Annotated in this window: 23 protein-coding genes and 1 tRNA gene; 13 read left to right on the forward strand and 11 right to left on the reverse strand. The window is 69.6% G+C overall.

The window, feature by feature from the left end:
* The first annotated feature begins 19 nt into the window (after positions 1–19).
* The gene (locus AC1DCG_RS06325; RefSeq protein ID WP_477029912.1) at positions 20–1,033 is read left to right on the forward strand and encodes an LLM class flavin-dependent oxidoreductase; all 1,014 of its coding nucleotides are present in this window, start codon (positions 20–22) and stop codon (positions 1,031–1,033) included.
* 16 nt (positions 1,034–1,049) lie between these two features.
* On the opposite strand, the gene AC1DCG_RS06330 is transcribed toward AC1DCG_RS06325, so the two are convergent.
* Positions 1,050–2,264 (reverse strand): glycosyltransferase, encoded by a 1,215-nt coding sequence (locus tag AC1DCG_RS06330; RefSeq protein ID WP_477029928.1) that lies wholly within the window; start codon positions 2,262–2,264, stop codon positions 1,050–1,052.
* Between the two features lie 221 nt (positions 2,265–2,485).
* Between AC1DCG_RS06330 and AC1DCG_RS06335 the strand changes: the two genes are divergently transcribed.
* Positions 2,486–3,736: a glycosyltransferase gene (locus AC1DCG_RS06335; RefSeq protein WP_477029913.1), complete on the forward strand. Its 1,251-nt coding sequence runs from the start codon at positions 2,486–2,488 to the stop codon at positions 3,734–3,736.
* Between the two features lie 148 nt (positions 3,737–3,884).
* Here AC1DCG_RS06335 and AC1DCG_RS06340 read toward each other — a convergent pair whose 3' ends face one another.
* From AC1DCG_RS06340 to AC1DCG_RS06365, 6 genes are all read right to left on the reverse strand, one after another.
* On the reverse strand, positions 3,885–4,253 hold the full coding sequence (locus AC1DCG_RS06340) for a GFA family protein (RefSeq protein WP_477029914.1): 369 nt from the start codon (positions 4,251–4,253) through the stop codon (positions 3,885–3,887).
* A gap of 86 nt (positions 4,254–4,339) precedes the next feature.
* Positions 4,340–4,414: transfer RNA gene (locus AC1DCG_RS06345), tRNA-Val, on the reverse strand.
* Between the two features lie 106 nt (positions 4,415–4,520).
* Complete coding sequence (locus tag AC1DCG_RS06350; protein ID WP_058346343.1) at positions 4,521–4,799, reverse strand: HU family DNA-binding protein; 279 nt, start codon at positions 4,797–4,799, stop codon at positions 4,521–4,523.
* A 146-nt stretch (positions 4,800–4,945) separates the two neighbouring features.
* Positions 4,946–7,345, reverse strand: coding sequence for an endopeptidase La (gene lon, locus AC1DCG_RS06355; RefSeq protein ID WP_165255173.1), 2,400 nt, complete (start codon positions 7,343–7,345; stop codon positions 4,946–4,948).
* Between the two features lie 329 nt (positions 7,346–7,674).
* Positions 7,675–8,814 carry a DUF3089 domain-containing protein gene (locus AC1DCG_RS06360; RefSeq protein WP_165255171.1) on the reverse strand — a complete coding sequence of 380 codons (1,140 nt, stop codon included), beginning with the start codon at positions 8,812–8,814 and terminating at the stop codon, positions 7,675–7,677.
* 32 nt (positions 8,815–8,846) lie between these two features.
* Positions 8,847–10,049 (reverse strand): acetyl-CoA acetyltransferase, encoded by a 1,203-nt coding sequence (locus AC1DCG_RS06365; RefSeq protein ID WP_165255169.1) that lies wholly within the window; start codon positions 10,047–10,049, stop codon positions 8,847–8,849.
* Positions 10,050–10,107: 58 nt separating this feature from the next.
* Here AC1DCG_RS06365 and AC1DCG_RS06370 point away from each other — a divergent pair, with 58 nt between their 5' ends.
* Together AC1DCG_RS06370 and AC1DCG_RS06375 are read left to right on the forward strand one after the other, a co-directional pair.
* A complete protein-coding gene (locus tag AC1DCG_RS06370) occupies positions 10,108–10,362 on the forward strand; it encodes a type II toxin-antitoxin system VapB family antitoxin (RefSeq protein ID WP_165255168.1) in 255 nt (84 codons plus the stop codon).
* A complete protein-coding gene (locus AC1DCG_RS06375; RefSeq protein ID WP_477029915.1) occupies positions 10,359–10,739 on the forward strand; it encodes a type II toxin-antitoxin system VapC family toxin in 381 nt (126 codons plus the stop codon). Before AC1DCG_RS06370 ends, AC1DCG_RS06375 begins: the two co-directional genes overlap by 4 nt.
* A 7-nt stretch (positions 10,740–10,746) precedes the next feature.
* Here AC1DCG_RS06375 and AC1DCG_RS06380 read toward each other — a convergent pair whose 3' ends face one another.
* The 3 genes from AC1DCG_RS06380 to kdsA all read right to left on the reverse strand — a co-directional run bounded on the left by AC1DCG_RS06380 (position 10,747) and on the right by kdsA (position 14,399).
* Positions 10,747–12,225 carry an OB-fold domain-containing protein gene (locus AC1DCG_RS06380; protein ID WP_477041421.1) on the reverse strand — a complete coding sequence of 493 codons (1,479 nt, stop codon included), beginning with the start codon at positions 12,223–12,225 and terminating at the stop codon, positions 10,747–10,749.
* Positions 12,226–12,328: 103 nt separating this feature from the next.
* Complete coding sequence (gene rfaD, locus AC1DCG_RS06385; RefSeq protein ID WP_477029917.1) at positions 12,329–13,330, reverse strand: ADP-glyceromanno-heptose 6-epimerase; 1,002 nt, start codon at positions 13,328–13,330, stop codon at positions 12,329–12,331.
* Between the two features lie 202 nt (positions 13,331–13,532).
* Positions 13,533–14,399, reverse strand: a complete 867-nt coding sequence (gene kdsA / locus AC1DCG_RS06390; RefSeq protein ID WP_477029918.1) for a 3-deoxy-8-phosphooctulonate synthase — start codon at positions 14,397–14,399, stop codon at positions 13,533–13,535.
* Positions 14,400–14,463: 64 nt separating this feature from the next.
* Here kdsA and AC1DCG_RS06395 point away from each other — a divergent pair, with 64 nt between their 5' ends.
* The 4 genes from AC1DCG_RS06395 (at position 14,464) to AC1DCG_RS06410 (ending at position 18,649) form a co-directional block, all read left to right on the forward strand.
* Positions 14,464–15,924 carry a cryptochrome/photolyase family protein gene (locus AC1DCG_RS06395; RefSeq protein WP_477029919.1) on the forward strand — a complete coding sequence of 487 codons (1,461 nt, stop codon included), beginning with the start codon at positions 14,464–14,466 and terminating at the stop codon, positions 15,922–15,924.
* An 87-nt stretch (positions 15,925–16,011) separates the two neighbouring features.
* Positions 16,012–17,238 (forward strand): class I SAM-dependent methyltransferase, encoded by a 1,227-nt coding sequence (locus AC1DCG_RS06400; RefSeq protein ID WP_477029920.1) that lies wholly within the window; start codon positions 16,012–16,014, stop codon positions 17,236–17,238.
* A gap of 13 nt (positions 17,239–17,251) precedes the next feature.
* On the forward strand, positions 17,252–17,536 hold the full coding sequence (locus AC1DCG_RS06405) for a hypothetical protein (protein WP_058348305.1): 285 nt from the start codon (positions 17,252–17,254) through the stop codon (positions 17,534–17,536).
* A gap of 114 nt (positions 17,537–17,650) precedes the next feature.
* On the forward strand, positions 17,651–18,649 hold the full coding sequence (locus AC1DCG_RS06410; protein WP_477029921.1) for a cysteine synthase A: 999 nt from the start codon (positions 17,651–17,653) through the stop codon (positions 18,647–18,649).
* Here the strand turns inward: AC1DCG_RS06410 and AC1DCG_RS06415 are convergent.
* On the reverse strand, positions 18,597–20,186 hold the full coding sequence (locus AC1DCG_RS06415; RefSeq protein ID WP_477041422.1) for a carboxylesterase/lipase family protein: 1,590 nt from the start codon (positions 20,184–20,186) through the stop codon (positions 18,597–18,599). The two genes, AC1DCG_RS06410 and AC1DCG_RS06415, sit on opposite strands and share 53 nt — an antisense overlap.
* 137 nt (positions 20,187–20,323) lie before the next feature.
* Between AC1DCG_RS06415 and AC1DCG_RS06420 the strand changes: the two genes are divergently transcribed.
* The 5 genes from AC1DCG_RS06420 to AC1DCG_RS06440 all read left to right on the forward strand — a co-directional run bounded on the left by AC1DCG_RS06420 (position 20,324) and on the right by AC1DCG_RS06440 (position 24,234).
* The gene (locus tag AC1DCG_RS06420) at positions 20,324–21,130 is read left to right on the forward strand and encodes a LytR/AlgR family response regulator transcription factor (protein WP_477036509.1); all 807 of its coding nucleotides are present in this window, start codon (positions 20,324–20,326) and stop codon (positions 21,128–21,130) included.
* A 50-nt stretch (positions 21,131–21,180) separates the two neighbouring features.
* Positions 21,181–22,035, forward strand: coding sequence for a 3-mercaptopyruvate sulfurtransferase (gene sseA / locus AC1DCG_RS06425; RefSeq protein WP_477029924.1), 855 nt, complete (start codon positions 21,181–21,183; stop codon positions 22,033–22,035).
* A gap of 230 nt (positions 22,036–22,265) precedes the next feature.
* A complete protein-coding gene (locus AC1DCG_RS06430; protein ID WP_477029925.1) occupies positions 22,266–22,439 on the forward strand; it encodes a DUF1843 domain-containing protein in 174 nt (57 codons plus the stop codon).
* 5 nt (positions 22,440–22,444) lie between these two features.
* On the forward strand, positions 22,445–22,624 hold the full coding sequence (locus AC1DCG_RS06435; protein ID WP_165255150.1) for a DUF1843 domain-containing protein: 180 nt from the start codon (positions 22,445–22,447) through the stop codon (positions 22,622–22,624).
* Positions 22,625–22,737: 113 nt separating this feature from the next.
* Positions 22,738–24,234: a GDL motif peptide-associated radical SAM/SPASM maturase gene (locus AC1DCG_RS06440; RefSeq protein WP_477029926.1), complete on the forward strand. Its 1,497-nt coding sequence runs from the start codon at positions 22,738–22,740 to the stop codon at positions 24,232–24,234.
* Positions 24,235–24,303: the final 69 nt, after the last annotated feature.

A 24,303-nucleotide genomic window follows, 5' to 3' on the forward strand; every position in this document is an offset into this window, starting at 1 on the left:
GCATCCCGATGTAGCGGGCATGACCCAGTCCGCCGATCTCCCTTTTTCCGTCCTCGATCTGTCGCCGGTTCCTCAAGGAACAACGGTCAGTAAAGCGCTCGCCAATACTTTGGACCTCGCGCGACATGCCGAGTCGCTAGGTTTCCACAGATATTGGCTGGCCGAGCACCACAACATGCCCGGTATCGCCAGCGCCGCCACAACCGTGGTTATTGGTCACGTCGCCGCCGGAACCAAAAAAATCCGGGTCGGATCGGGCGGCATCATGCTTCCCAACCATGCGCCGCTGATGATCGCCGAGGCTTTCGGCACGCTCGCGGCCCTGCATCCGGGCAGAATCGACCTGGGTCTCGGCCGCGCGCCGGGCACCGACCAGGCCACGATCCGCGCCTTGCGCCGCTATGCGGGTTCGGTCGACCGCTTCGCCGAGGACGTCGTCGAGCTGCAGCACTGGTTCAAGCCGGCCACGGAAGACCAGGCCGTGCGCGCGATTCCCGGCGAAGGCCAGGACGTGCCGCTGTGGCTGCTGGGCTCCAGCACCTACGGCGCGCAGCTGGCCGCGGCGCTGGGCCTGCCCTACGCGTTCGCCGCCCACTTCGCGCCCGAGCAGCTGATGCAGGCCGTCGAGGTCTATCGCCGCGGCTTCCGCCCGTCGGCCCAGCTCGACAAGCCCTACTTCATGATCTGCATCGGGGTCTGCGCGGCCGACACCGACGAGGAGGCCCAGCGCCTGCACACCTCGACCCAGCAGCAGTTCCTGGCGCTGCGTCGGGGCAATCCGGGCCTGCTGCCGCCGCCGGTCGACGACATCACCGCCCTGGCCTCGCCCGCCGAACTGGCCGGCGTCAACAACACCTTCCGCTATTCGGCGATCGGCTCGCCCCAGACCGTGTCGGCCAAGCTGCGGGCGGTGATCGAGGCCACCGGCGCCGACGAGGTGATGGCCGCCTCGCAGATCCACGACCACGCCGCGCGCCTGCGCAGCTACGAGATCCTGGCGTCCCTGCGCGAAGATCTGCGCAAGGCCGCGTAAGGCCTGTCTTCTTCCATCAGTGCGAAGCGGCCGCCGCGGCCGCTTCGCCGAGGAAGGCCCGCGCGCCGCTGAGCCGGCCATAGATCTCGGTCAACCGCTCGAACACCGGCGTCCAGCCGTGGCGGGTTTCGGCCCGCAGGCGCGCGGCGCGGCTCAGGGCCGCCATGTCGCGGGAGAACAGCGCCTCGACCGCCTCGGCGAACACGCCGCCTTCCGAAGCCTGGGCCAGCACCCCGACCTGCTCGTCGACGCTTTCGGCGACCCCGCCGGCGGCGACGCCGACCACTGGAAGGCCGCAGGCCAGGGCCTCCAGCACGATCAGGCCGAACGGCTCGTTGTCGTTGGCGTGGACGAAGGCGTCGCAGCCGGCCAGCACGGCGGCCAGGGCCTCCGGGTCGCGCTGGTAATCCATGCAGATCACGCGATCGCTGGCCCGCGCGCCCGCGCCGGCCCCGATCAGCAGCAGCACATAGGGCTCGCCCAGCCGCTCGACCGCGTCGACCAGCACGTCCAGCTTCTTTTCGCGCGCCGGACGGCCGGCGAAGACGAGGATTCGGTGGCGGTCGGTCAGGCCCAGGCGCTGGCGCAGGGCCGCGCGATCGCCCCGCATCGGATGGAAGGTGTCGACATCCACGCCCAACGGCAGGCCGATGGCGTCCCGGACCCCCGCTTCGATCAGCCGGCCGGCGATGAAATGGCTGGGGGCCACGGCCTGGTCGAACTGGCGATAAATCGCCGCCCAGCGCTTCTGAACCGGCTTCTCCGCCCATTCGCCGATATGCAGCGCGGCCAGCGCGCCCAGGTCTGTGTGGCAGAATCCGACGACCGGCACGCCCAGGGCGGCCCCGGCCTTCAGCGCCGCCAGGCCCGGCGTGTAGGGATCGCCGGCCTCGATGACGTCGGGCCGCTGGCGGATCAGGCGTTCCATCCAGCTGGTCTTGCCGATCGGCCAGCGATAGCCGTCGCCGAACGGCAGCGGCGCGGCGTAGATCGACACCCGGCCGTGGCCGTCATGGGCGTCGCGCGGCCCCGGCACCACCAGCGTGTGTCGCACGCCGGGCCGATTCTCGGCCAGCCAGGACCGCTTGGCGTTGAGGTAGCGGCGCACCCCGCCGCTGCGGGGCGCATAGAGCATCGTCGTGTCGATGAGACGGGCCGGCCGGCCGGAAGCTGATCTGATCTGGTCCTGCGGCGCGCCGGCGTCCGGGCTCGGCGGGGAAGAGGGCAGCAAATCGATCACGCCGTACCTCGCTACTGCAGAAGGAGCCGTCTTGCGCGGCCGCCAAGCGATAAGGTGCTCGAGCGCCGGGAGGTTCCTCCGAAGCTGGGCCGTTGTCCAGCGGCCCGACGCCACCCTACGTCGCGTCGCGCATCGGCGCAAAAACCATATTTCGGTTCGCCTGGATTGAACGCCCGGGCCGTCGTACGAGGGGCCAAACGGGGGTATCCGACATGGCGCGTTTTCTGTTCACCACCTGGGAAGGCGGCGGCCACGTGCAGCCGCTGCTGCTGGTCGCCGCCGACATGATCGCCCGCGGCCACGAGGTGCTGGCGATCAGCGATCCAGCCAACGCCGAGGACGCCCGGGCCCTGGGCGTTCCGTTCCGCGCCTGGACGACCGCGCCGTTCCAGACCGGCAAGACCCGCGACGACGATCGCCTGCGCGACTTCGAAGCCGACAATCCGATGGCCGTGATCGAACGCCTGCTGGAGCGGGTGATGACCGGCCCGTCCGCCGCCTACGCCCGAGATGTGCTGGGCGCGCTGGATGTCTTCCCCGCCGACGTGATCGTCACCCAGGAACTCCTGCTGGGCGTGATGGTCGCGGCCCAGGCGCGCGGGACCAGGCTCGCCCTGCTGTCGGCCAACATCTGGTCGCTGCCCAACCTGGCCGGCGCCCCGCCGTTCGGCGCGGGCATGGCTCCGGCGGCCGACGACCAGGAGCGGGCCATGCACGCCATGGTCGCCCAGATGGCGCGCGGTCTCTTCCAGTCGGGCCTGCCGGCGCTGAACGCCGCCCGCGCCGAGCACGGTCTTGCGCCCCTGGACGATCTCTTCGCGCAGTTCGACGCGGCGCACGCGATCCTGCTGGCCACCAGCCCCGCCTTCGACTTCGCCCCCGATCCCCTGCCCGCCCCGTTCGCCCATGTCGGTCCGTATCTCGCCGATCCGGCCTGGGCGCAGCCGGCCGCGCTGCCGGACGGCGATGCGCCGCTGGTCGTGGTGTCGTTCTCCAGCCTCTACCAGGCGCAGGAGCAGACGCTGCGCAACGTGATCGCCGCCCTTTCCGCCCTGCCCGTCCGCGCCCTGGTCACGACCGGGCCGACGCTGGATCCCGCCGAGTTCGCGGCCCCGCCGCATGTACAGGTCGTGCGCAGCGCGCCCCACGGCGCGGTGCTGGACCAGGCCGCCGCCTTCGTCACCCACGCCGGACACGGCTCGACCCTGCGCCCGCTGATGGCCGGCGTTCCGCTGCTGTGCCTGCCCATGGGCCGCGACCAGAACGACAACGCCATGCGCGCCGCCCACCGCGGCGCGGCCATCACGCTGGCGCCGGACGCCTCGCCGGAGAAGATCGCCCAGGCGCTGGGTCAGCTTCTGGACGATCCGGCCTATGGCGAGGCGGCCAGAACGCTGGGCGCCAGGATCGCCCGCAACGCCGAGGGCCGCAGCGCGGCCCAGGCGCTGGAGGCGCTGGTCTAGAGCGCTACTTTCATTGTCATCCCGGCCGTAGCGAAGCGGAGCGCCGGGATCCCCCAAGGCGGCGACGCCTCAAACCTGGGAGATCCCGGCTCTGCGGACCGCTGACGCGGCCCTCCGGCCGGGATGACAGATCTTGAATGACCGCCCCCTACCAGTCATCCCGCCCGTTGAGGTGGACCACCGGCAGCGGCGAAAGGTCGAAATTCTCCAGCAGCCGCACGTTGATGCTGATACGCGGATTGTCGTAGTCGGCCTCGCCGCTGCTGAAGTCGGGGAACTCGCCGTGGGTTCCGCAGCCGCAGATGCTGCAGTGATGGTGCGAGCCCATGTACGCGCCCCACTGATAGGTCGAGACCCGGTCGCGAGCGGTCAGCAGCTTGAAGCTGGAAGGCTGGTAGTAGGCGACCAGATTGCCGCGCTTGGTGCAGAACGAGCAGTTGCAGTCGGTCAGTTCGGTCGGTCCGGCCTCGACCTCGAACTGGATGGCGCCGCAGTGGCAGCTTCCCTTGACGGACATGACGATCTCCCTTGTGGCGTCGAACGCCTGGGAGACTGCCCAAGGCCCGCTGACAGCCTGGTGTCAGCATGCGCCGCTGGAGATCCTGGTGGGCGGTGAGGGGATCGAACCCCCGACCCTCTCGGTGTAAACGAGACGCTCTACCGCTGAGCTAACCGCCCTTTCGCAGGGTCGCGCCTTCTAGCCGCAGTCGGGCGAGATGGGAAGCGCGCATAGAAAAGGGCGGGCCGTCGTCCAACGTCCCGCCCCTTAGAATCCGAAACGGGATCAGCCGTTCAGGGTGGTCTTCAGGCCTTCGCCGACCTGGAAGCGGGCGGTCTTCGAGGCCGGACGCTCGACGGTCTCACCGGTGCGCGGGTTGCGCGCGGTGCCGGCGGCCCGGGTCACAGCCTTGAAGGTGCCGAAGCCCACCAGACGCACGTCCGAGCCCGACTTCAGCGAAGTGGTGACGGTGTCGATGAAAGCTTCCAGAGCGTCCTTCGCCTGGTTCTTGTTGATGCCCGCCTTTTCGGCGATCGCCGTGACGAGTTCGGCTTTCGTGGTCATTTTTGTCTCCCAGCCAATAAGCGGCGGCGCTGCAACAGCTTACGCCGCTTCGCTCGCGTGGAAGTATGCGGGCTTCGCAAGCCCCGTCAAACGAAGGCGGCGCGGAAAGATCCCGCGCCGCCCTACTTATCAACAATAAGTTACTGTCAGTGCGTAAGAACTGCGTCGTCCCCGGCGTCGTCGGCCTTGGCGGGGCCCGAAAGGGGCTCCTCCGATTCGCTCCACTCCACCGGAGTCAGCGGTCCGACCAGGGCGTGCTTGAGCACTTCGTCGACCGTCGAGACCGGAATGATCTCGAGACCCGACTTCACGCTCTCCGGCACGTCGACGAGATCCTTCTCGTTTTCCTGCGGGATCAGCACGGTCTTCACGCCCGAACGCAGGGCCGCCAGCAGCTTTTCCTTCAGGCCGCCGATGGCCGTGACCCGGCCGCGCAGGGTGATCTCGCCGGTCATGGCGATGTCCTTGCGGATCGGGATGCCGGTCAGCACCGAGACCATGGCCAGGGCCATGGCGATACCGGCCGACGGACCATCCTTCGGCGTGGCGCCGTCCGGCACGTGCACGTGGACGTCGGTCTTCTCGAAGATCGGCGGCTTGATGCCGAACGAGGTGGCGCGCGAACGGACGTAGCTGTTGGCCGCCGAGATCGACTCCTTCATCACCTCCTTGAGGTTGCCGGTGACCGTCATGCGGCCCTTGCCCGGCATCTTCACGGCTTCGATGGTCAGGATGTCGCCGCCGAATTCCGTCCAGGCCAGACCGGTGACGATGCCGACCTGGTCGACTTCGTCGGTCTCGCCGTAGCGGTACTTCTTGACGCCGGCGTACTTGGCCAGGCGCGCATCGTCGATCGTGATGCTGGTCAGCTTCTCGCGGGCCAGGTCACGCACCGTCTTGCGGGCCAGGTTGCCCAGTTCCCGCTCCAGCGACCGCACGCCGGCTTCCCGGGTGTAGTAGCGGATCAGGTCGCGGATGGCCGCGTCCGGCACGATGAACTCGCTGTCCTTCAGGCCGTGATCCTTGGCCAGCTTGGGCAGGACGTGGCGCTTGGCGATCTCCAGCTTCTCGTCCTCGGTGTAGCCGGGGATGCGGATGATCTCCATGCGGTCCAGCAGCGGCTGGGGCATGTTCAGGCTGTTGGCCGTGGTGACGAACATCACCTGCGACAGGTCGTAGTCGACCTCCAGGTAGTGGTCGCCGAAGGTCGAGTTCTGCGACGGATCGAGCACTTCGAGCAGGGCCGAGGCGGGATCGCCGCGATAGTCGCTGCCCATCTTGTCGATCTCGTCCAGCAGGACGAAGGCGTTCGTGGTCTTGGCCTTCTTCATCGACTGGATGACCTTGCCGGGCATCGAGCCGATGTAGGTGCGGCGGTGACCGCGGATCTCGGCTTCGTCACGCACGCCGCCGAGGCTCATGCGCACGAACTCGCGGCCCGTGGCCTTGGCGATCGACTTGCCCAGCGAGGTCTTGCCGACGCCTGGAGGGCCGACGAGGCACAGGATCGGGCCCTTCAGCGAATTGGTCCGGGCCTGCACGGCCAGGTACTCCAGGATCCGCTCCTTGACCTTCTCCAGGCCGTAGTGGTCGGCGTCGAGGATGTCCTCGCTCTCGGCGAGATCGATCTTCTTGCCCTTGGCCTTGCCCCACGGGATCGACAGCAGCCAGTCCAGATAGTTCCGGACCACGGTGCTCTCGGCCGACATCGGGCTCATGTTGCGCAGCTTCTTCAGCTCGCCCTCGGCCTTGGCCCGGGCTTCCTTCGAAAGCTTGGTCTTCTTGATGCGCTTCTCGAGCTCGATCAGCTCGTCGCGCGAGTCGTCGGGGTCGCCCAGCTCGCGCTGGATCGCCTTCATCTGCTCGTTCAGATAGTACTCGCGCTGGGTCTTCTCCATCTGGCGCTTCACGCGCGAGCGGATCTTCTTCTCGACCTGCAGCACCGAGATCTCGCCTTCCATCAGGGCGAAGACCTTCTCCAGGCGCTTGGTGACGTCGAAGATTTCCAGCAGGTGCTGCTTGTCGCCGATCTTCACCGACAGGTGGGCGGCGATGCTGTCGGCCAGCTTGCCCGGCTCGGCGATCTGCGGGATCGCGGCCAGGGCCTCGGGCGGCACCTTCTTGTTGAGTTTGACGTAGTTCTCGAACTGCTCGACGACCGCGCGCGACAGCGCCTCGGCCTCGGGACCCGCGCCCTGGTCCTCGCTGACCTCGCCGACCTGGGCCTCGTAATAGGCCTCCTGATCGGTGAAGCGCACGACCGCGGCGCGGCCCTTGCCCTCGACCAGCACCTTGACGGTGCCGTCGGGCAGTTTCAGCAGCTGCAGCACGGTGGCCAGCACGCCGACATCATAGATGTCGGTCGGAGCCGGATCATCGTCGGCGCTGTTTTTCTGGGTGACGAGCAGGATCTGCTTGTCGCCGCGCATCACTTCCTCGAGGGCGCGAACCGACTTGTCGCGGCCCACGAACAGCGGAACCACCATGTGCGGGAACACAACGATATCCCGCAGGGGCAACACAGGAAGCGTACGGATCTCAGACATATTTTCACTCCCGGCCGGCGCGAGAACCCGCGCCTTGCCATGCGGACTGCCGTCACTTCAGACGATGCGCCTGAGTCGTACAGTCCGTCCGCCCGGGACTGGGCGGATGGTCGTTATTTATGTGGACCTTTTGCGACGCGGTTCAAGCGCGCTCGCCTTCCAGCGGCGACAAGTCGCGCCGTGGTGGTGGAGCTGCAGAAAAACAAGCTGAGCGGAGCGCGCCGGAGGCAAGATCGGCGGCTTGGCCGTGGGCTTGGTGGTAAAATCGTCCGCTGCCGCACCGCAGCGCGGGCCCTTGAGCCCCTTCGAAAAAGAGGTTCCGCAACGTCCTAGGGCTGCGAGGCCCTGATCACCGGCGGCTCGCGCTTTTCGAGCGCGGCCACCCGGGCGGCCGCGTCGGCCTCGATGTCGGCCCAGAACAGGTTGTAGCCGTCGACCTTGCGGCGATCGGTCCACGAGCCGGTGTCGCGCAGCGAGGCCGACTTGGGCCGGCCGGTGTGCAGCAGGCCGTTCTCGCACTGGGCCCAGACCTGGCGCTTGAGGAAGGCCGGGCGGGCGCCCCACTCCAGGCCCGTGGCGTTGACCGAACCCAGGTTGAGGCGCGCGGGGGCCCTCTCCTCGGTCCTGGCGCCCAGCAGCGGATTGACGCACAGCGGCTTGCGGCCGTTCAGGTTTTCCAGCTGGTCGCTACCCCGCCAGGTCAACGAGCGACCCAGCCACTCCTGGGCCTTCTGGAAGTCGCCGTCGGTCAGCGAGGCCCAGGCCACCACGCAGCCGGCCTCGTCGCGACGCGCGCAGGCCGGAACCGACGCGCCAGGGCCGTACTCGTCGGCCGGCACGGCGGTCTCGATCAGATAGACGCCGGCCAGGCGGGCCTTGAGCGCGGGGTTGGGCGCGATCTCCTCGGCCACCAGGCGGGCCAGCAGGCCGCCGCCCTGCTCCACCCCGACCAGCACCAGCGGCCGGCCCTGGTCGTAGCGGTCGCGCCAGGCGCGGAAGGCGTCGCGCACGTCGCCATAGGCGAAGCGGCGGGCCTCGCGGGCGTCGTCGCGCAGCGTCAGGAAGGTATAGAGGCTGGCCTGGCGGTAGTGCGGCGCGAAGATCCGCCCGACCCGCGAGAACGGCGCGGCGTAGTTGGGCAGCACCACCCGGTTGAGATAGCGATTGGCCTTGGGCTGGTCGAAGGGCGCGTTCCAGTCGCGCCCGCCGTCGAAGGTGGTCGGGTGGACGAAGAACACGTCGGCGGCGCGGTCCATGCCCGTCGCGCCCCGCGGCAGCAGCGCCCAGGCGGCCGGGTCGGCATAGTTGGGGGCCGGCGGCGGGTCGTAGGTCTGGAACGGAACCTTCGGATCCAGCGTCGTGCGCAGGATGTCGTATCGCCAGTAGAACGCCGCCGTCAGGACGAGCCCCAGCACCAGGACGCATCCGGCGAAGATCCAGCGCTTGAAGCCCTTGAAGCGTCCCGACATGCCTCTCGACTACACCAGGTCGGGGCGTCGCACTACGCCCCTTCCCGCCCGATGATGGCGACCGAGCAGACATTGCTGGCCGGCGCGCCGCCCAGGTTGTGGGTCATGCCCAGAACGGGGTCGCGCAACTGCCGCTCGCCCGCCCTGCCCTGCAGCTGCAGGTACATTTCGTAGAGCATCCGCAGGCCCGACGCGCCGATCGGGTGGCCGAAGCATTTGAGGCCGCCGTCGATCTGGCACGGCACCGCGCCGTCGGCGTCGTAGAAGCCGTCCAGCACGTCGCGCCAGCCGCGCCCTTCGGCCGAGATGAACAGGTCCTCCATGGTCACCAGCTCGGTCACCGAGAAGCAGTCGTGCACCTCCATCATCGAGATCTGCTCGCGCGGGCGCTCGATGCCGGCCTCCTTGTAGGCCTTGCCGGCGGCGATGCGGGCGGTGTGGAAATGGCTGCCGTCCCAACCGTTGTACTGGCTCTCGTAGCCGTTGGAGACCGACAGCTGCAGCGCCTTGACCGTGACGAGGTCATGCTTGCCCAGCGCCCGGGCGATCTCGGGCGTCGTGACGATGGCCGCGGCCGCGCCGTCGGAAACCCCGCAGCAGTCGAACAGGCCCAGGGGCTCGGCGATGATCGGGGCCTTCAGCGCCTGCTCCTCGGTGATGGGCTTGCGCAGGTGGGCCTTGGGGTTCTTGGCGCCGTTGGCGTGGCTCTTGACCGAGACGTGGGCGATGGCGCGCTTGAGGTCCTCCTTGGACACCCCGTGCTTGGCGCGATAGGCGCTGGCCAGCTGGGCGAAGTTTCCGGGGGCCGAGCCGTTGGGCATGACCTGCGGCGCCAGCGTGCCCGGCGCCCCGAACGGCAGGCCGCCATAGCCGGTGTCCTTCAGCTTCTCGACGCCGACGGCCAGCGCGATGTCCGCCGCGCCCGCGGCGACGGCGTAGACCGCGCCGCGGAAGGCTTCCGAGCCCGAGGCGCAGAAGTTCTCGACCCTGGTGACGGCGATGTTGGGCAGGCGCAGGGCGATCGACAGCGGCGTGCCGCCCTTGCCCGTGCCGATCTCGTCGATGTGGGTCGAGAACCAGGCCGCGTCCAGCTGGCTGGCCTCGATCCCGGCGTCGGCCATGGCCTCGACATAGGCCTCGACCATCAGGTCGTCGGGTCCGGCGTCCCAGCGCTCGCCGAACTTGCTGCAGCCCATGCCGAGAATGGCGACCTTGTCGCGAATGCCGCTGGCCATTGGGGTCTCTCCCTAGCTCGCCTTCTCGGGCGTATTGATCGGGTGTATATACAGGGCCATGAGCCTCTATATCCGCAACGCCGAGGCCGACCGACTGGCCCGACAACTGACGGAACGGACGGGGGAAACCCTGACCGAAGCCGTCGTCGTAGCCCTGCGTGAACGCCTCGAGCGCACATCCGCCAAGCCACGCACGCCCGAAGAGAAGATGGCTTTCATGCGCATGCTGCAGGAGCGGAGCGCGAAGCTTCCCGTACTCGACCCGCGCGACCCCGACGACATCCTGTATGATGAATACGGCTTGCCAAAATGATCGTCCTCGATACCTCGGCGGTTCTGGCCATCATCTGGGATGAGCCTGAAGCCGAAGACTTCATGCGGGCTGTCTCCGTGGCGAACAGCGTGCTGATCTCGGCGAGCACGCGCCTCGAACTCCACGCCGTCTGCCTGCACCGCAGGGGTGACGTCGAAGTAGTAGAGCGGTTCCTGTCGGAACTCGACGTGATCACCGAGGCCTTCGACGAGGAACAGCTGGCGATAGCCAAAGACGCCTACGACAGATATCGCCAAGGCCGCCACGGCCTGAATTTCGGCGACTGCTTCGCCTACGCCCTGGCCAGGGCGCGCGACCTGCCGCTGCTGTTCAAGGGCGAGGACTTCGCCGCCACAGACGTCAAGCGCGCGCTCTGACACCGCCCTACTCCGCCGCCCGGGCCGAAGCCGCCGCCACCGCCRCACGGTCGGGCGCGGCCTTCCAGAAGTAACGGACGAAGCCGCGCTTCTCGTCGCGGTCCTTGATGCGGAAGACCATCTTCACCGGCAGGCCGGTCTCGACCTCGCCGAGCGCGACGTCGGTGATGTCGAGCATGATCCGGCCGCCGCCCTCGAAGACGACCATGCCGTAGTGGTTTGGCGGGCTCATCGAGAAGGTCAGGTAGTCGGCCGAATAGGTCAGCACCTGCGCGGCGCGTTCGGCGAAACGGTAGGGCTCCTGGGTGTCGACGGCGGGGTTGTTGGGCGCCACCGAGATGCGGGTGCGCGGGAACTGCACGACGCCGGTCTCGCGGCAGCGGCCGCCGACCAGGCCCAGGATCTGGTCGCGGTTGCGATAGAGCGTGGTCAGGGCCGTCTTGTTGTCCTTCTCGGCCCGCATGCCCCGGTCCCACTCGACGAGGTCGTTGAAGACCAGGAACTTCAGGTAGTTGGTCTCCTCCTGGCGGTCGGCCAGCGATCCGGTCACGCCGCGCGCGGGGCGCACGCTCGCCTCCCCGACGCGGAAGACGAGCGCCTCGGCGCCCTGGCCGAACTGGGCGACCAGCACCACCTCGCCGGGCCGGGCCTCTTCCAGCGCGTGGGCCAGCAACAGCGGGCCGTGCGCGCAACCGGCCTCGCCCAGTTGCAGACCCAGGGTGTCGCGCACCGCCTCGGGCCTGATCCCAAGCGTCTTGGCCAGGGTCGCGCCCATGCCGGCGAACACCGACGGAAAGCAGAAATGGTCGACGGCGGCGGCGTCCAGCCCCGCCGCGTCCAGGGCCGCGCGCACGGCGGGCGGCACGAGCTTGACGATCCCCTCGTCGCGGATCCACCGCTCCTCCCAGGCATAGTCGAACTGGGCGTCCGAACCGCGGAAGTGGTCGACGAAGTCGTCGGTGACCGTGCCTCGGCCCAGGAAGGTGGCCGCTCCGCCGTCCGGCGAGACGACGAAGGCGGCCGCCGCGTCGCCGAAATCCAGCTCCTGGGGCGAGGCGGCGCGGGCCCGGCGGTGCTCGCCCGCGGCCACCAGCACCCGCTTGCCGCAAGCGGCGGCGTCCAGCGCCTGGCCCAGCGCGGTCAGGCCGCACCGCTGCGAGCCGGTGACGTCGGCCGAGGCGATCGAGGTCTCCAGCGTCAGGGCCGCGGCCAGGATCCCGGCGTTCTGGCGATCGGCGAAGGGCGCGGTCGTCGAGGCGAAGATCGCCGCCTCGATCGCCGCCCTGCCCTCGTCTTCGGGGCCCAGGGCGTCGCGGGCGGCCTCGACGGCCATGGTCAGGGCGTCCTCGTCCCAGTTGGCCATGGACCGTTCGCCCCTGGCCTTGCCCGCCAGGCCGGGCGCGACCCAGGCGTTGGCGGCGACGACGGCCTTGCGGCTGAGGCGAAGACGCGGCGCATAGGCGCCCCAGGCGGCGATGCCGACCATGTTCCACTCCCTGACCGACGCCTGTCTCGGCGACTTATCAGGGTTCAGGTTACGCGCACGGCAGGGGTCCGCAAGCGTGCCCCTTGGTCAACCGAAGCGCGCGTCAGCGATAGGGATCGTCGGTGTTCAGGAAACCCGCCACATAGTCGGCCACGCCGTCCTCCAGCGAGGTCATCGGCGCGTTGTAGCCGGCCGCGCGCAGGCGGCTCATGTCGGCCTGCGTGAAGTACTGGTACTTGCCCTGCAGCACCTCGGGCATGTCGAAATAGGTGATGTCCGGCTCGCGGGCGACAGCGGCGAAGGTGGCCTCGGCCAGGTCCTTGAACGAGCGCGCATGGCCCGAACCCAGGTTGTAGACGCCGTTCACGTGCGGGCTCTTGGCCAGCCAGGCGATCACGTCGGCCACGTCGCGCACATAGACGAAGTCGCGCAGCTGGCCGCCGTCCTCGTAGTCGGGGTGGTGCGACTTGAACAGGCGCACGCCCTCGCCCGCCTGGATCTTCGGCCAGATCTGGCAGACCACCGACTTCATGCCGCCCTTGTGGTCCTCGTTGGGGCCATAGACGTTGAAGAACTTCAGGCCCGCCCACTGCGGCGGGGCGTGGCCGCGAGCCGCCTCGCGCACGGCGAACACGTCGAACAGCGCCTTGGACCAGCCGTAGGCGTTCAGCGGACGCAGGCCCATCAGGGTGTCGATGTCGTCCTTGCCGTCGAAGCCCAGCGTGCCGTCGCCATAGGTGGCGGCCGACGAGGCGTAGATCAGGCGCACGCCGTTCCTGGCGCACCACCGCCAGATGTCGCGCGACAGCACGAAGTTGGACTGCACGATCAGGTCGGCGTCCGGCTCGGTCGTCGAAGAGATCGCGCCCATGTGGATGACGAGCTCGACCTCGGCGCCGCGCTCGGCCAGCCAGTCGAACATCTGCTCGGGCGCGACGAAGTCGGCGATCGGGTGCTTGGCGATGTTGCGCCACTTGCCCTCGCCCGCCTGGCCCAGCCAGTCGCAGACCACGACGTCCAGCGACGGATCCTCGCAGAGCTTGGCCACGATGTTGGAGCCGATGAACCCGGCGCCGCCGGTGACGAGAACGATGCGTCTGGACATGGGCGGGTTATGGCACAGGGGACGGAGCGGGCAATAGCGAGCCCTTCTCCCCTTGCGGGAGAAGGTGGCCTCCGAAGGAGGTCGGATGAGGGGTCGCGCCGCCTCATCCGCTGCTTCTCGTCGCTAGGCGGCCGATGTCTATCGACCTCTCATCCGTCGGCTTTCGCCGACACCTTCTCCCGCAGGGGGAGAAGGGAAACGGCTATGCCGCCAGCTTGCGCTTGGCCAGGGCGTCGAACTCCAGCAGTTCGGCCACCAGGCCTTCGAACTGGCTCAGCGGCACCATGTTGGGGCCGTCCGACGGAGCGTGGTCGGGGTCGGGGTGGGTTTCCATGAACACCATGGCCACGCCGATCGAGACGGCGGCGCGGGCCAGAACCGGCACGAACTCGCGCTGGCCGCCCGACGAGGTGCCCTGCCCGCCCGGCTGCTGCACGCTGTGGGTGGCGTCGAACACCACCGGGCAGCCGATCTCCTTCATGATCGGCAGGCTGCGCATGTCCGACACCAGGGTGTTGTAGCCGAACGACGCGCCGCGCTCGCAGGCCATGACGTTGGGGTTGCCCGCGCCGGTCACCTTGGCGATGACGTTCTTCATGTCCCACGGGGCCAGGAACTGGCCCTTCTTGATGTTGATCGCCCGGCCGGTCTTGGCGGCGGCCAGCAAGAGGTCGGTCTGGCGGCACAGGAAGGCCGGGATCTGGATCACGTCGACGGCCTCGGCGACGGGGTCGCAGTGGCTGATCTCGTGCACGTCGGTCAGGGTCGGCAGGCCGGTGACCTCGCGGATCTCCTGGAAGATCGGCAGGCTGTCATAGAGGCCGATGCCGCGCGCGGCCGTGGCCGAGGTGCGGTTGGCCTTGTCGTAGCTGGTCTTGTAGATCAGGCCGACGCCCAGGCGCTCGCCGATCTCCTTGAGGGCGTGGGCCGTCTCCAGCGCGTGCTGGCGGCTCTCCATCTGGCACGGACCGGCGATGAGGGTCAGGCGCTCGGCGTTGCCGATACGGATGGCCTTGCCGGTCTCCGTCTTCACTTCGACGACGGCGTTGGGGGCGACGGGCTGACTCAAGGCGGAACTTCCGAATAAGGGTGGGCGCTGAATTGGCCCCACAGGTGGCCCCAACGGCGGAAAGGTGCAAGTGCGGATCGATCCAGGCGTCCCCGGACCCGTCATCGTGTGGCTGCGCAACGACCTGCGCCTGGCCGACAATCCGGCGCTGAAAGCCGCCGCCGACACGGGTCGGCCGGTGATCCCCCTCTATATCCTCGACGAGACCAGCGGCGTGCGGCCGATGGGCGCGGCCTCGCTGTGGTGGCTCGACAAGTCGCTGCGGGCGCTCTCCGAGAGCCTGAAGGCGATCGGCTCCAGGCTGATCCTGCGGCGCGGCCCCGCTCAGGAGGTGCTCAAGGACGCGATCGTCCACGCCGGCGCGGCCGGCGTCGCCTGGAACCGCCTGTACGAGCCCGCCGCCATCGAGCGCGACGCGCAGATCAAGACGGCGCTGAAGGCCGACGGCGTGGTCGTCGAAAGCTGCCTTGCCGGCCTGCTGAACGAGCCCTGGACCGTCGTGAACGGCTCCAAGCAGCCCTACAAGGTCTTCACCCCCTACTGGCGGGCGGCCCGCGCGCACCTGACCCATGTCGAGGCCGAGGCGCCGCCCAAGCGGCTGGAAGCGCCCGAGCACTGGCCCCACAGCGACGCGCTGGACGGCTGGGACCTGCATCCGCGCAAGCCCGACTGGTCGAAGGGCTTTTCGATCTGGACGCCAGGCGAGGCCGGCGCGCTGGCGCGGCTGGACGACTTCCTGTCGGGGCCGGTCGAGGGCTACGGCGAGGGTCGCGACGTTCCGGGCCTGGAGGCGACCTCGCGCCTCTCTCCCCACCTGCACTTCGGCGAGATCGGCCCCCGCCAGGTCTGGACCGCCGCCCGCAACGCCGCCGAGGCCGGCGACGCCCCGCACGGCGAGATCGAGAAGTTCCTGTCGGAGGTGGGCTGGCGCGAGTTCAACCACGCGATCCTGTTCAACTGGCCGGAGTTGCCGACCAAGAACTTCCGGCCCGAGTTCGACGCCTTCCCCTGGTCGCGGAACCCGCGCGGCTTCGAGGCCTGGACCGAAGGGCGCACCGGCTATCCGCTGGTCGACGCGGGCATGCGAGAGCTCTGGGCCACGGGCTTCATGCACAACCGTGTGCGGATGATCACCGCCTCGTTCCTGATCAAGCACCTGCTGGTCGACTGGCGCGAGGGCGAGGCCTGGTTCTGGGACACTTTGGTCGACGCCGACCTCGCCAACAATGTCGGCAACTGGCAGTGGGTGGCCGGCAGCGGCGCCGACGCCTCGCCCTACTTCCGGATCTTCAACCCGATCGGCCAGGGCGAAAAGTTCGATCCCAAGGGGACTTACGTCAAACGCTGGATCCCGGAACTGGCCAACCTGCCGGCCGAGGTCGTCCACCAGCCGTGGACCGCGCCCGAACGGCTGAGCGCCGGCGCCAGGGCCGTCTACGGCAAGCCGATCGTCGACCATCCCCGCGCCCGGGCCGCGGCGCTGGAGGCCTACCGCCAGCTGCGCGCAGACCCCGGCGACGAATGATCCCCTGGCGAGCGATGCTCGCCAGCCCCATTTACAGTTCGGCTTTCGGGGGTCTTACTTGTCCCGCACAAGGGATTGGGAGCGCTGATGACCGACACCTTGCCCGCCTCGTGGCGAGACGAAGATCTCCGGGCCGCCCCGCCGGCCTTCCGCACGGCGCTGCGTATCGCCGTCGAGAACTGGGCGATCGGCTCCCTGACCTTCGTCCTGCCTTCGGGCAAGCCCCTGCGCATCGACGGCAAGACCCCCGGCCCCGACGCCGTGGTCCACGTGCGCGACTACCGCTTCATCCGCCGCGCCTTCGCCTCGGGCGACATCGGCTTCGCCGAGGGCTACATGGCCGGCGAGTGGGACACGCCCGACCTGTCGGCGGTGCTGACCGCGTTCGCGCTGAACTTCGACAAGCTGGCGGCGCTGGTGCGGGGCAATCCCGTCATGCACCTGATCAACGTCATCTTCCACTGGATGAACCGCAACGACCGCAGCGGCTCCAAGCGCAACATCCACGCCCACTACGACCTGGGCAACGCCTTCTATTCCCAGTGGCTGGACCGGACGATGACCTATTCGTCGGCCCTCTACGACAAGGACCCGGCCTCTTCGCTCGACGTTGCCCAGACCCGCAAGTACGAGGCCCTGGCCCAGTCCATCGGTCTGGCGCCCGGCAAGCACGTGCTGGAGATCGGCTGCGGCTGGGGCGGTTTCGCCGAGTACGCGGCCAGGGAGGTCGGCGCCAAGGTCACCGGCATCACCATCTCGCCCGCCCAGCACGACTTCGCCAGGAAGCGCCTGTTCGACCAGGGCCTGGCCGAGAAGGCCGACATCCGGCTGATCGACTATCGCGACGTGCAGGGCAAGTTCGACGGCGTCGCCTCGATCGAGATGTTCGAGGCCGTCGGCGAGGAGTACTGGCCCACCTATTTCGGCAAGATCCACGACGTGCTCACCCCCGGCGGCCGCGCCGGCCTGCAGATCATCACCATCAAGGACGAGCTGTTCGACAGCTATCGCCGGCACACCGACTTCATCCAGCGCTACATCTTCCCGGGCGGCATGCTGCCCAGCGAGACGCGGCTGCGGCAGGAGACCGACAAGGCCGGCCTTTCGTGGGACGGCGTGCGGCGCTTCGGCCAGGACTACGCCGACACCCTGGCCGAATGGGCCCGGCGCTTCGAGGCGGCCTGGGACCAGATCCGCCCGCTGGGCTTCGACGAGCGCTTCCGCCGGCTCTGGCACTTCTATCTCAGCTACTGCGAGGCGGGCTTCCGCACCGAACGCACCAACGTCGTCCAGCTTGGCCTGGCCCGCGGCTAGAGGAGGATCAAGCGTGTCGCTCTTCACCCTGGTCCTCGACTACCACGGCGGCACCTACCTCTCGCAGTTCGACGCCGAGACACCCGTCGAAGCGGTCGGCGCCTGGTGCCGCGAGCTGCACGACAACCAGCTGCTGGGCGAGCCGTCCTCGCTGGTGGCCGAAGGCATCATGGCCGACGCGGTCGAGAACAGCCTGGTGGGCATCGACGGCCTGTGCGGCGCCTGGTGCGCGGCGACGGCCGCCGCCGGGGGCCTGGCCCTGCTCAACGTCATCCAGACCGAGCCCACGGCCCACTGAACCTGGCTCGCCGGCCGCCGCTTTCAGGAAAACTCGATTGATCCGGGCGGCCGCATCGCGATCTACCCTGGCCTTCAACGGCGCCTCTTCGCGCGAAGCCGCAGATTTTCCACCATGCCCGTCACCGCCAACGTTCTCGACGCCATCGGCAACACCCCGCTGATCCGCCTCAATCGGGCCAGCGAGGCCACCGGCTGCGAGATCCTGGGCAAGGCCGAGTTCATGAACCCCGGCCAGTCGGTCAAGGACCGCGCCGCGCTCAGCATCATCCGCGACGCGGAAGCCAAAGGCCTGCTGCGCCCCGGCGGCCGCGTGGTCGAGGGCACGGCCGGTAACACCGGCATCGGCCTGGCCATGGTCGCCTCGGCGCTCGGCTACAAGACCACCATCGTCATCCCGCGCACCCAGAGCCAGGAGAAGAAGGACGCCATCCGCCTGCTCGGCGCCGAGCTGGTCGAGGTCGACGCCGTCCCCTACTCCAACCCCGACAACTACGTCCGCTATTCGGGCCGCCTGGCCGAGGAACTGGCCAAGACCGAGCCCAACGGCGCGATCTGGGCCAACCAGTTCGACAACGTCGCCAACCGCCAGGCCCACTACGACACGACCGGTCCGGAGATCTGGGAACAGACCGCCGGCAAGGTCGACGGCTTCATCTGCGCCGTCGGCTCGGGCGGCACCCTGGCGGGCGTGGCCCAGGCCCTGCGCGAGCGCAAGCCGGACGTGAAGATCGGCCTGGCCGACCCGGGCGGCGCCTCGCTCTACAACTGGTACGCCGCCGGTGAACTGAAGGCGGAAGGCAATTCGATCAGCGAGGGCATCGGCCAGGGCCGGATCACCGCCAACCTCGAAGGCCTGGCCATCGACCATCCCTACCGCGTCTCCGACGAGGAGATGATGCAGCAGATCTTCGACCTGGTGCAGCACGAGGGCCTGTGCCTGGGCGGCTCCACGGGGATCAACGTCGCCGGCGCCGTGCGCCTGGCCCGCGACCTGGGGCCCGGCCACACCATCGTGACCATCCTCTGCGACCACGGCTCGCGCTACCAGAGCAAGCTCTTCAATCCCGCCTTCCTGGCCGAGAAGGGCCTGCCGACCCCGCCCTGGCTGTAGGCGGCGCGCCGAAAGGCCGTCCTCGCACCGCGTCGTAGACGGCGTCGAACACCCGCAGGCCCGGCAGTTCGGGAACCGGACCGGGCGCTGCGACCTCGCCCATGTCCAGCAGGCTCGACTCATCGAGCCGATAGGCGGGCCAGTGCTCGCCGGGCCGGCCTTCGCGGGCGAACGCGACCCAGGCGCCCACCATGACGTCGGCCAGGGCGCGATCCTGCGCCGTCCAGGCCCAGGGCTCCTGCTCCAGGTGGTCGAACATGTACCAGAGCTCGGCGAAGTGGCCCGCGCCCCAGTCGGCGCGGACGCTGTCGGCCGGAAACGGCGGCCGGCGGGAGAAGCGGTATAGCCATACCGGCYGGCCCGCGCCGGCCTGCAGCCTCGCCCACGCCCACATGTCCCATGAAAACCGCAGGTCGCGCTCGAAGTCGGCGCGGGCCCGGCGCGCGCCGGCGTCGTCGCTGAAGGGATAGCCCGCCAGCAGGGCCGGCGGCAGCGGTCCCCAGTCACGAGTGATGTCGGCCGCGAAGCTTCGGGCGGTCACCGGCGCCAGGTCGACCAGCGATCGCGCCTCCTCGGCGTTGTAGCCCAGCAGCAGCGGGACCCTGTTCCATCGCCCCGCGACATAGGCCTCGTAAGGCGACAGCGGCAGCACGCGGGTTCCGACCGCCGGATGGGCCAGGCGGCGGGCGGCGGGCGTCAACAGCCTCTCCAGCGGCAAGGCCCGCAGCTCGCTAGCCGTGCGCGCCCCCTCGTCCGCCGCCCAGGCCGCGCCGTCCTTCTCGGCCCCGGCCAGGCGGTAGTTCGGCGCCAGCTCCAGCGGTTCGAACAGGCCTCCGCTCTGGGCGATGGCCCGATGGAACAGCCCCGCGGCCTGCGGCGAGGCCATCAGGGCGCTGACCGACATGGCCCCGGCCGACTGCCCCGCGATCGTCACCCGCCCGGGATCGCCCCCGAAGGCGGCGATGTTGCGCTGAACCCACCGCAGCGCGGCGACCTGGTCCATCAGGCCGTAGTCGCCCGACTGGCCGCCGCCTTCGGCGCTCAGGGCCGGATGCGCCAGAAAGCCCAGCGCGCCCAGGCGGTAGGCGATCGAGACGAAGACCACGCCCCGCGCGGCCAGCCGATCGCCCGCATAGAGCGGCAGGGAAGTCGCGCCGTTGGTCCATCCGCCGCCGTGGATCCACACCACCACCGGCAGCGGCTCGTCCGATCGCGTCGCCGGCCGCCACACATTCAGATAGAGGCAGTCCTCGTCCGTGCGGGGCGGCGGCTCGCCCGGCATCGAGACCCCGGCCTGCGGACAGGCCGGAGCATAGGCGTCGGCGCGCCGCACGCCCCGCCAGGCTTTCGCGGCGACAGGCGGCCGCCACCGCCGCTCCCCCGTCGGCGGCGCGGCGTAGGGCGTCCCGAGAAAGGCGTCCGCGCCGCCTTGCGAGATCCCTTCCAGCCGCCCGGTCTCGACGCGCGCMACCGGCCCGGCGATCGCCCCGTGCGCCAGGCCCAGCCCGATCAGCAGCGCCAAAAGTCGTCGTCTCATGCTTGCCTCCTCCGCCCGTCGAGACTGGGAGACGGCGGCGGTCGCGGCCAAGACCGGCCCGTCCCGCCCCGGCCCCGCCTCGTCACTCGCGGCCGCGCCGGCTGGACGCAGCCCGAGCGGCGCTGTCAGATGCCGCCATGCTCGCTCCCGCCTCCGCACCCGATGCAGCCGCCGTCCGCCGCTGGACCGGCCTGGCCTTCCTCTATTGGTTCGGCCTGGTCTGCGCCCTCGAACCCGGCAACCTGCGCGGCGGCCTTCCGTCGGACTGGACCTCTGAGATCGTTCGCCTGCTCGGCGCCGGCGTGCTCGGCTCGGCCAGCGCGCCGGCCCTGCTGGTGCTGGCCCGCCGGGGACGATGGATCGAGCAGGCGCTGGGCGTGGTGCTGCTGGCGCCCGCCCTCGTGGTCGTCTCGTGCCTGCTGGCCGCCTGGTTGCTGCAGGGCCGCTGGCTGCCCACGCCCGCCGACGTCGTGAGCCAGCTCTCGGCCAACCTCGCCCTGCTGGCGTTCGGCCTGGCCGTCTTTCTCGGCATCGTCCACCTGGCCCAGACTCGGGCCCAGACTCGGGCCCAGGCCAGGACCCCGGCCGCGTCACCGGTCCGCCGCCTGGTCGAACGCGAGCGCGGGCGGATCACGGTCATCGACCTCGACCAGGTCCGATGGATCGAGAGCCAGGGCAACTACCAGGCCCTGCGCACGCCGGACGGCCTGCGGCTGGTCCGCCGGACCCTGGCCTCCCTCGAACGCGAACTGGATCCCGGCCGCTTCGTGCGAATCCACCGCCGGACGCTCGTCGCGGTGGCCCATGTCGAGGCCCTGTCGCCGCTGACCAACGGCGACGCCGAGGTGCGCATGAGCGACGGCGCGCGCCTTCGGCTCTCGCGCAATCACCGGCGAGCGCTGGTCGACCGTCTTGATGCTTGCGTGGAGCGCCCGCTCACGTGAAGTTGCGCGCCCGTCGCAAGGGACGCGTTCCTGTTCCCGAAAGGCCAGCCATGACCAACGCCGATCCTCTCGTCTCGACCGCCTGGCTGGCCGACCATCTCGACGCCCCCGACGTGCGCATCGTCGACGCCTCGTGGTTCATGCCCGGCACGCCGCGCGACCCGAAGGAAGACTTCCTGGCCGGCCACATCCCCGGCGCGGTGTTCTTCGACATCGACGAGATCTCCGACGAAGCCTCGCCCCTGCCCCACATGCTGGCCAGCGGCGTCAAGTTCGCCTCGCGGGTGCGCAAGCTCGGCCTCGGCGACGGCTCGCGCATCGTCGTCTACGACAGCACCAGCATCCTGCCGGCCGCCCGCGTGTGGTGGAACTTCCGCGTCATGGGCCACGAGGACGTGGTGGTGCTGGACGGCGGCCTGCCCAAGTGGGTCGCCGAGGGCCGCCCGCTGGAGGACGGTCCCGCCGCCCCGCAGGAACGCCACTTCACCCCCCGCCTGCAGGCCGACCTCGTCCGCTCGTTCGACCAGATGAAGAAGAACCTGGAGACCGGCCGCGAGCAGGTGATCGACGCCCGCGCCGCCGGGCGCTTCAACGGCGAGGTCCCCGAGCCGCGCGCGGGCCTGGCCAGCGGCCACATCCCCGGCTCGCGCAACGTCCCGCTGTCGGCCCTCCTGGGCCCCGACGGCGCCATGCTGCCCGCCGACCAGCTGAAAGCCGTCTTCGCCGAGGCCGGGGTCGACATCGAAAAGCCGATCGCCACCACCTGCGGCTCGGGCATCACCGCCTCGGTGGTGTCGCTGGCCCTGCATCGCCTGGGCAAGCCGCGGGCCGCCGTCTACGACGGCTCGTGGACCGAGTGGGGCGGCCGCGACGACGCCCCGGTCGCGACCGGCCCGGCTGTGTAAAAACACCCAAAGTTACGCGACTCTCGAATACAATCCTGAATTGACAAGGCGGCCCATGTGGCCGACCCTCGACGTGTTGGGGGTCGGCCTTTCGCCGCCTAGAGGCGCGGCCAGGCCGCGCGTCGCTCCCCGCCAGTGCCCGTCAGCTTAAGGACTTCGGCGCAGACCGCGCCGAGCACGCAACCGCGCGACCGGCGGAGCCGTCGGCGCGCCCGTGGGGAGAAAACGCCATGTCGTCGTTCCGACCGCTCTACGCCGTCACCATCACCGACGCCGTCGCCGCCGGCGATCTCGAACAGCTCAAGAAGCTGGAGGCCGAGGCCCAGGAGCACCTCAACCAGTACGGCGACGTCGCCACCCTGCTGGCCGCCCTGAAGATCGAAATCGCCAAAGCCGAGGCCTGAACACCATGAACATCAAGCCCTACGGCGTCGCCGTGACCGACGCCATCGCCTCGGGCGACCTCTCGCGCCTGAAGGAAGCCGAAGCCGCCGCCCAGGCCCACCTGGACCAGTACGGCGACGTGGCCACCCTGCTGCCGCTGCTGCGGCTGGAGATCGCCAAGCTGGAAGCCAAGAAGAGCTACTGACGCGCGGGCGGCGCCTCCCTTGTGGAGACGCCGCCTCCGTTTCGCGTTCGAGGCCAAGATATTTCGAGGCCAGGATACTTCGGGGCCAAGAAACTTCGGGGGAAAGYGCGCACATGACCGACACCCTGCCCTCCGAAACCGCGCCGGCCGGCGCCCGGACGACGCCCGAAGGCAAGTCCGTCCGCTTCCGCACCGAGCGCGACTATGCCGAGCTGACCCCCGTCCACGTGGTCTGGGAGGTCACTCTCGCCTGCAATCTCAAGTGCCAGCACTGCGGCTCGCGCGCCGGCCGGCCGCGTCCGGACGAGCTGAACACCGCCGAGGCGCTGGAGCTGATCGACCACCTGGCCGCCCTGGGCACGCGCGAGCTCACCCTGATCGGCGGCGAGGCCTATCTGCGCCGCGACTGGATCGAGCTGATCCGCAGGAGCCGCGCCCACGGCATCCGCACCGCCGTCCAGACCGGCGCCCGCAACCTCACCGACAAGCGCCTGGACGAAGCGGCCGACGCGGGGCTGCAGGGCATCGGCGTGTCGATCGACGGCCTGCCCGACCTGCATGACCGGGTGCGCGGCGTGCCCGGCTCCTACGACCAGGCGATCAGCGCCCTGCAGCGGGCCAAGGCGCGGGGGCTGGCGGTGTCGGTCAACACCCAGATCGGCGCCGAGACCGCCGCCCACCTGCCCGAACTGATGGAACGGATCATCGCGGCCGGCGCCACGCACTGGCAGATCCAGCTGACCGTCGCGATGGGCAACGCCGTCGACAACCCCGACCTGCTGCTCCAGCCCTATCAGTTGCTCAAGGTCATGCCGCTGCTGGCCAGGCTCTATCGCGAGGGGCAGAAGCGGGGCCTGCTGATGATCGTCGGCAACAATGTCGGCTATTTCGGCCCCTACGAGCGCATGTGGCGCGGCCTCGGCGACGAGGCCGACCACTGGAACGGCTGCGCCGCCGGCCAGGGCGGCATCGGCATCGAGGCCGACGGCACCATCAAGGGCTGCCCCTCGCTGGCCACCTCGCTCTACGCCGCCGGCAACGTGCGCGAGATGAGCATCGCCGACATCTGGCGTCACAGCGAGAAAATGGCCTTCGGCCGCGTGCGCGACGTCGAGGAGCTCTATGACTACTGCCGCACCTGCTACTATGCCGACGTCTGCCGGGCCGGCTGCACCTGGACCTCGGAGTCGCTGCTGGGCAAGCGCGGCAACAATCCCTACTGCCACCACCGGGTGCTCGATCTCGCCCGTCACGGCTGGCGCGAGCGGGTGACCAAGGTCAAGGACGCCCCGGCCGCCAGCTTCGCCATCGGCGAGTTCGCCCTGGTGCGCGAGGCCATACCCGGCGCCCAGACGCAGCCCCTGCCCGTCCGCGACCCGGCCCGGGTGCACGTCGCCCACCGCGAACGCACGGCCGCCGGCGGCGCCCTGCCGCCCAGGCTGAAGGTCTGCCGTTCCTGCGACCAGTACGTCTGGCCCCACGAAACCGAATGCCCCCACTGCGCGGCCGACCTCGCCGAGGTCGAACGCCAGCACGCGCAAGCCGCCGAACGCCGCCGCGCCCTGATCGCGCAGGCCCGCCGCATCCTGGACGGCATAGGCCCCGCCTAGCCGCTCCAGATCCCCCCTCTGAGGTGTCGCCACTCCAGATCCTCCCCCTCTGGGGGAGGTGGCCCAGAG

It is taken from the genome of Caulobacter sp. 10L414 (assembly GCF_056395525.1).

Coding starts and splice junctions, on each gene's coding strand:
- sseA (WP_477029924.1), top strand. CDS start 21,181: ATGACCAACGCCGATCCTCTCGTCTCGACCGCCTGGCTGGCCGACCAT.
- AC1DCG_RS06375 (WP_477029915.1), top strand. CDS start 10,359: ATGATCGTCCTCGATACCTCGGCGGTTCTGGCCATCATCTGGGATGAG.
- AC1DCG_RS06350 (WP_058346343.1), bottom strand. CDS start 4,799: ATGACCACGAAAGCCGAACTCGTCACGGCGATCGCCGAAAAGGCGGGC.
- AC1DCG_RS06325 (WP_477029912.1), top strand. CDS start 20: ATGACCCAGTCCGCCGATCTCCCTTTTTCCGTCCTCGATCTGTCGCCG.
- AC1DCG_RS06340 (WP_477029914.1), bottom strand. CDS start 4,253: ATGTCCGTCAAGGGAAGCTGCCACTGCGGCGCCATCCAGTTCGAGGTC.
- AC1DCG_RS06410 (WP_477029921.1), top strand. CDS start 17,651: ATGCCCGTCACCGCCAACGTTCTCGACGCCATCGGCAACACCCCGCTG.
- AC1DCG_RS06400 (WP_477029920.1), top strand. CDS start 16,012: ATGACCGACACCTTGCCCGCCTCGTGGCGAGACGAAGATCTCCGGGCC.
- AC1DCG_RS06360 (WP_165255171.1), bottom strand. CDS start 8,814: ATGTCGGGACGCTTCAAGGGCTTCAAGCGCTGGATCTTCGCCGGATGC.
- AC1DCG_RS06370 (WP_165255168.1), top strand. CDS start 10,108: ATGAGCCTCTATATCCGCAACGCCGAGGCCGACCGACTGGCCCGACAA.
- lon (WP_165255173.1), bottom strand. CDS start 7,345: ATGTCTGAGATCCGTACGCTTCCTGTGTTGCCCCTGCGGGATATCGTT.
- AC1DCG_RS06430 (WP_477029925.1), top strand. CDS start 22,266: ATGTCGTCGTTCCGACCGCTCTACGCCGTCACCATCACCGACGCCGTC.
- AC1DCG_RS06435 (WP_165255150.1), top strand. CDS start 22,445: ATGAACATCAAGCCCTACGGCGTCGCCGTGACCGACGCCATCGCCTCG.
- AC1DCG_RS06440 (WP_477029926.1), top strand. CDS start 22,738: ATGACCGACACCCTGCCCTCCGAAACCGCGCCGGCCGGCGCCCGGACG.
- AC1DCG_RS06420 (WP_477036509.1), top strand. CDS start 20,324: ATGCTCGCTCCCGCCTCCGCACCCGATGCAGCCGCCGTCCGCCGCTGG.
- rfaD (WP_477029917.1), bottom strand. CDS start 13,330: ATGTCCAGACGCATCGTTCTCGTCACCGGCGGCGCCGGGTTCATCGGC.
- AC1DCG_RS06335 (WP_477029913.1), top strand. CDS start 2,486: ATGGCGCGTTTTCTGTTCACCACCTGGGAAGGCGGCGGCCACGTGCAG.
- AC1DCG_RS06365 (WP_165255169.1), bottom strand. CDS start 10,049: ATGGCCAGCGGCATTCGCGACAAGGTCGCCATTCTCGGCATGGGCTGC.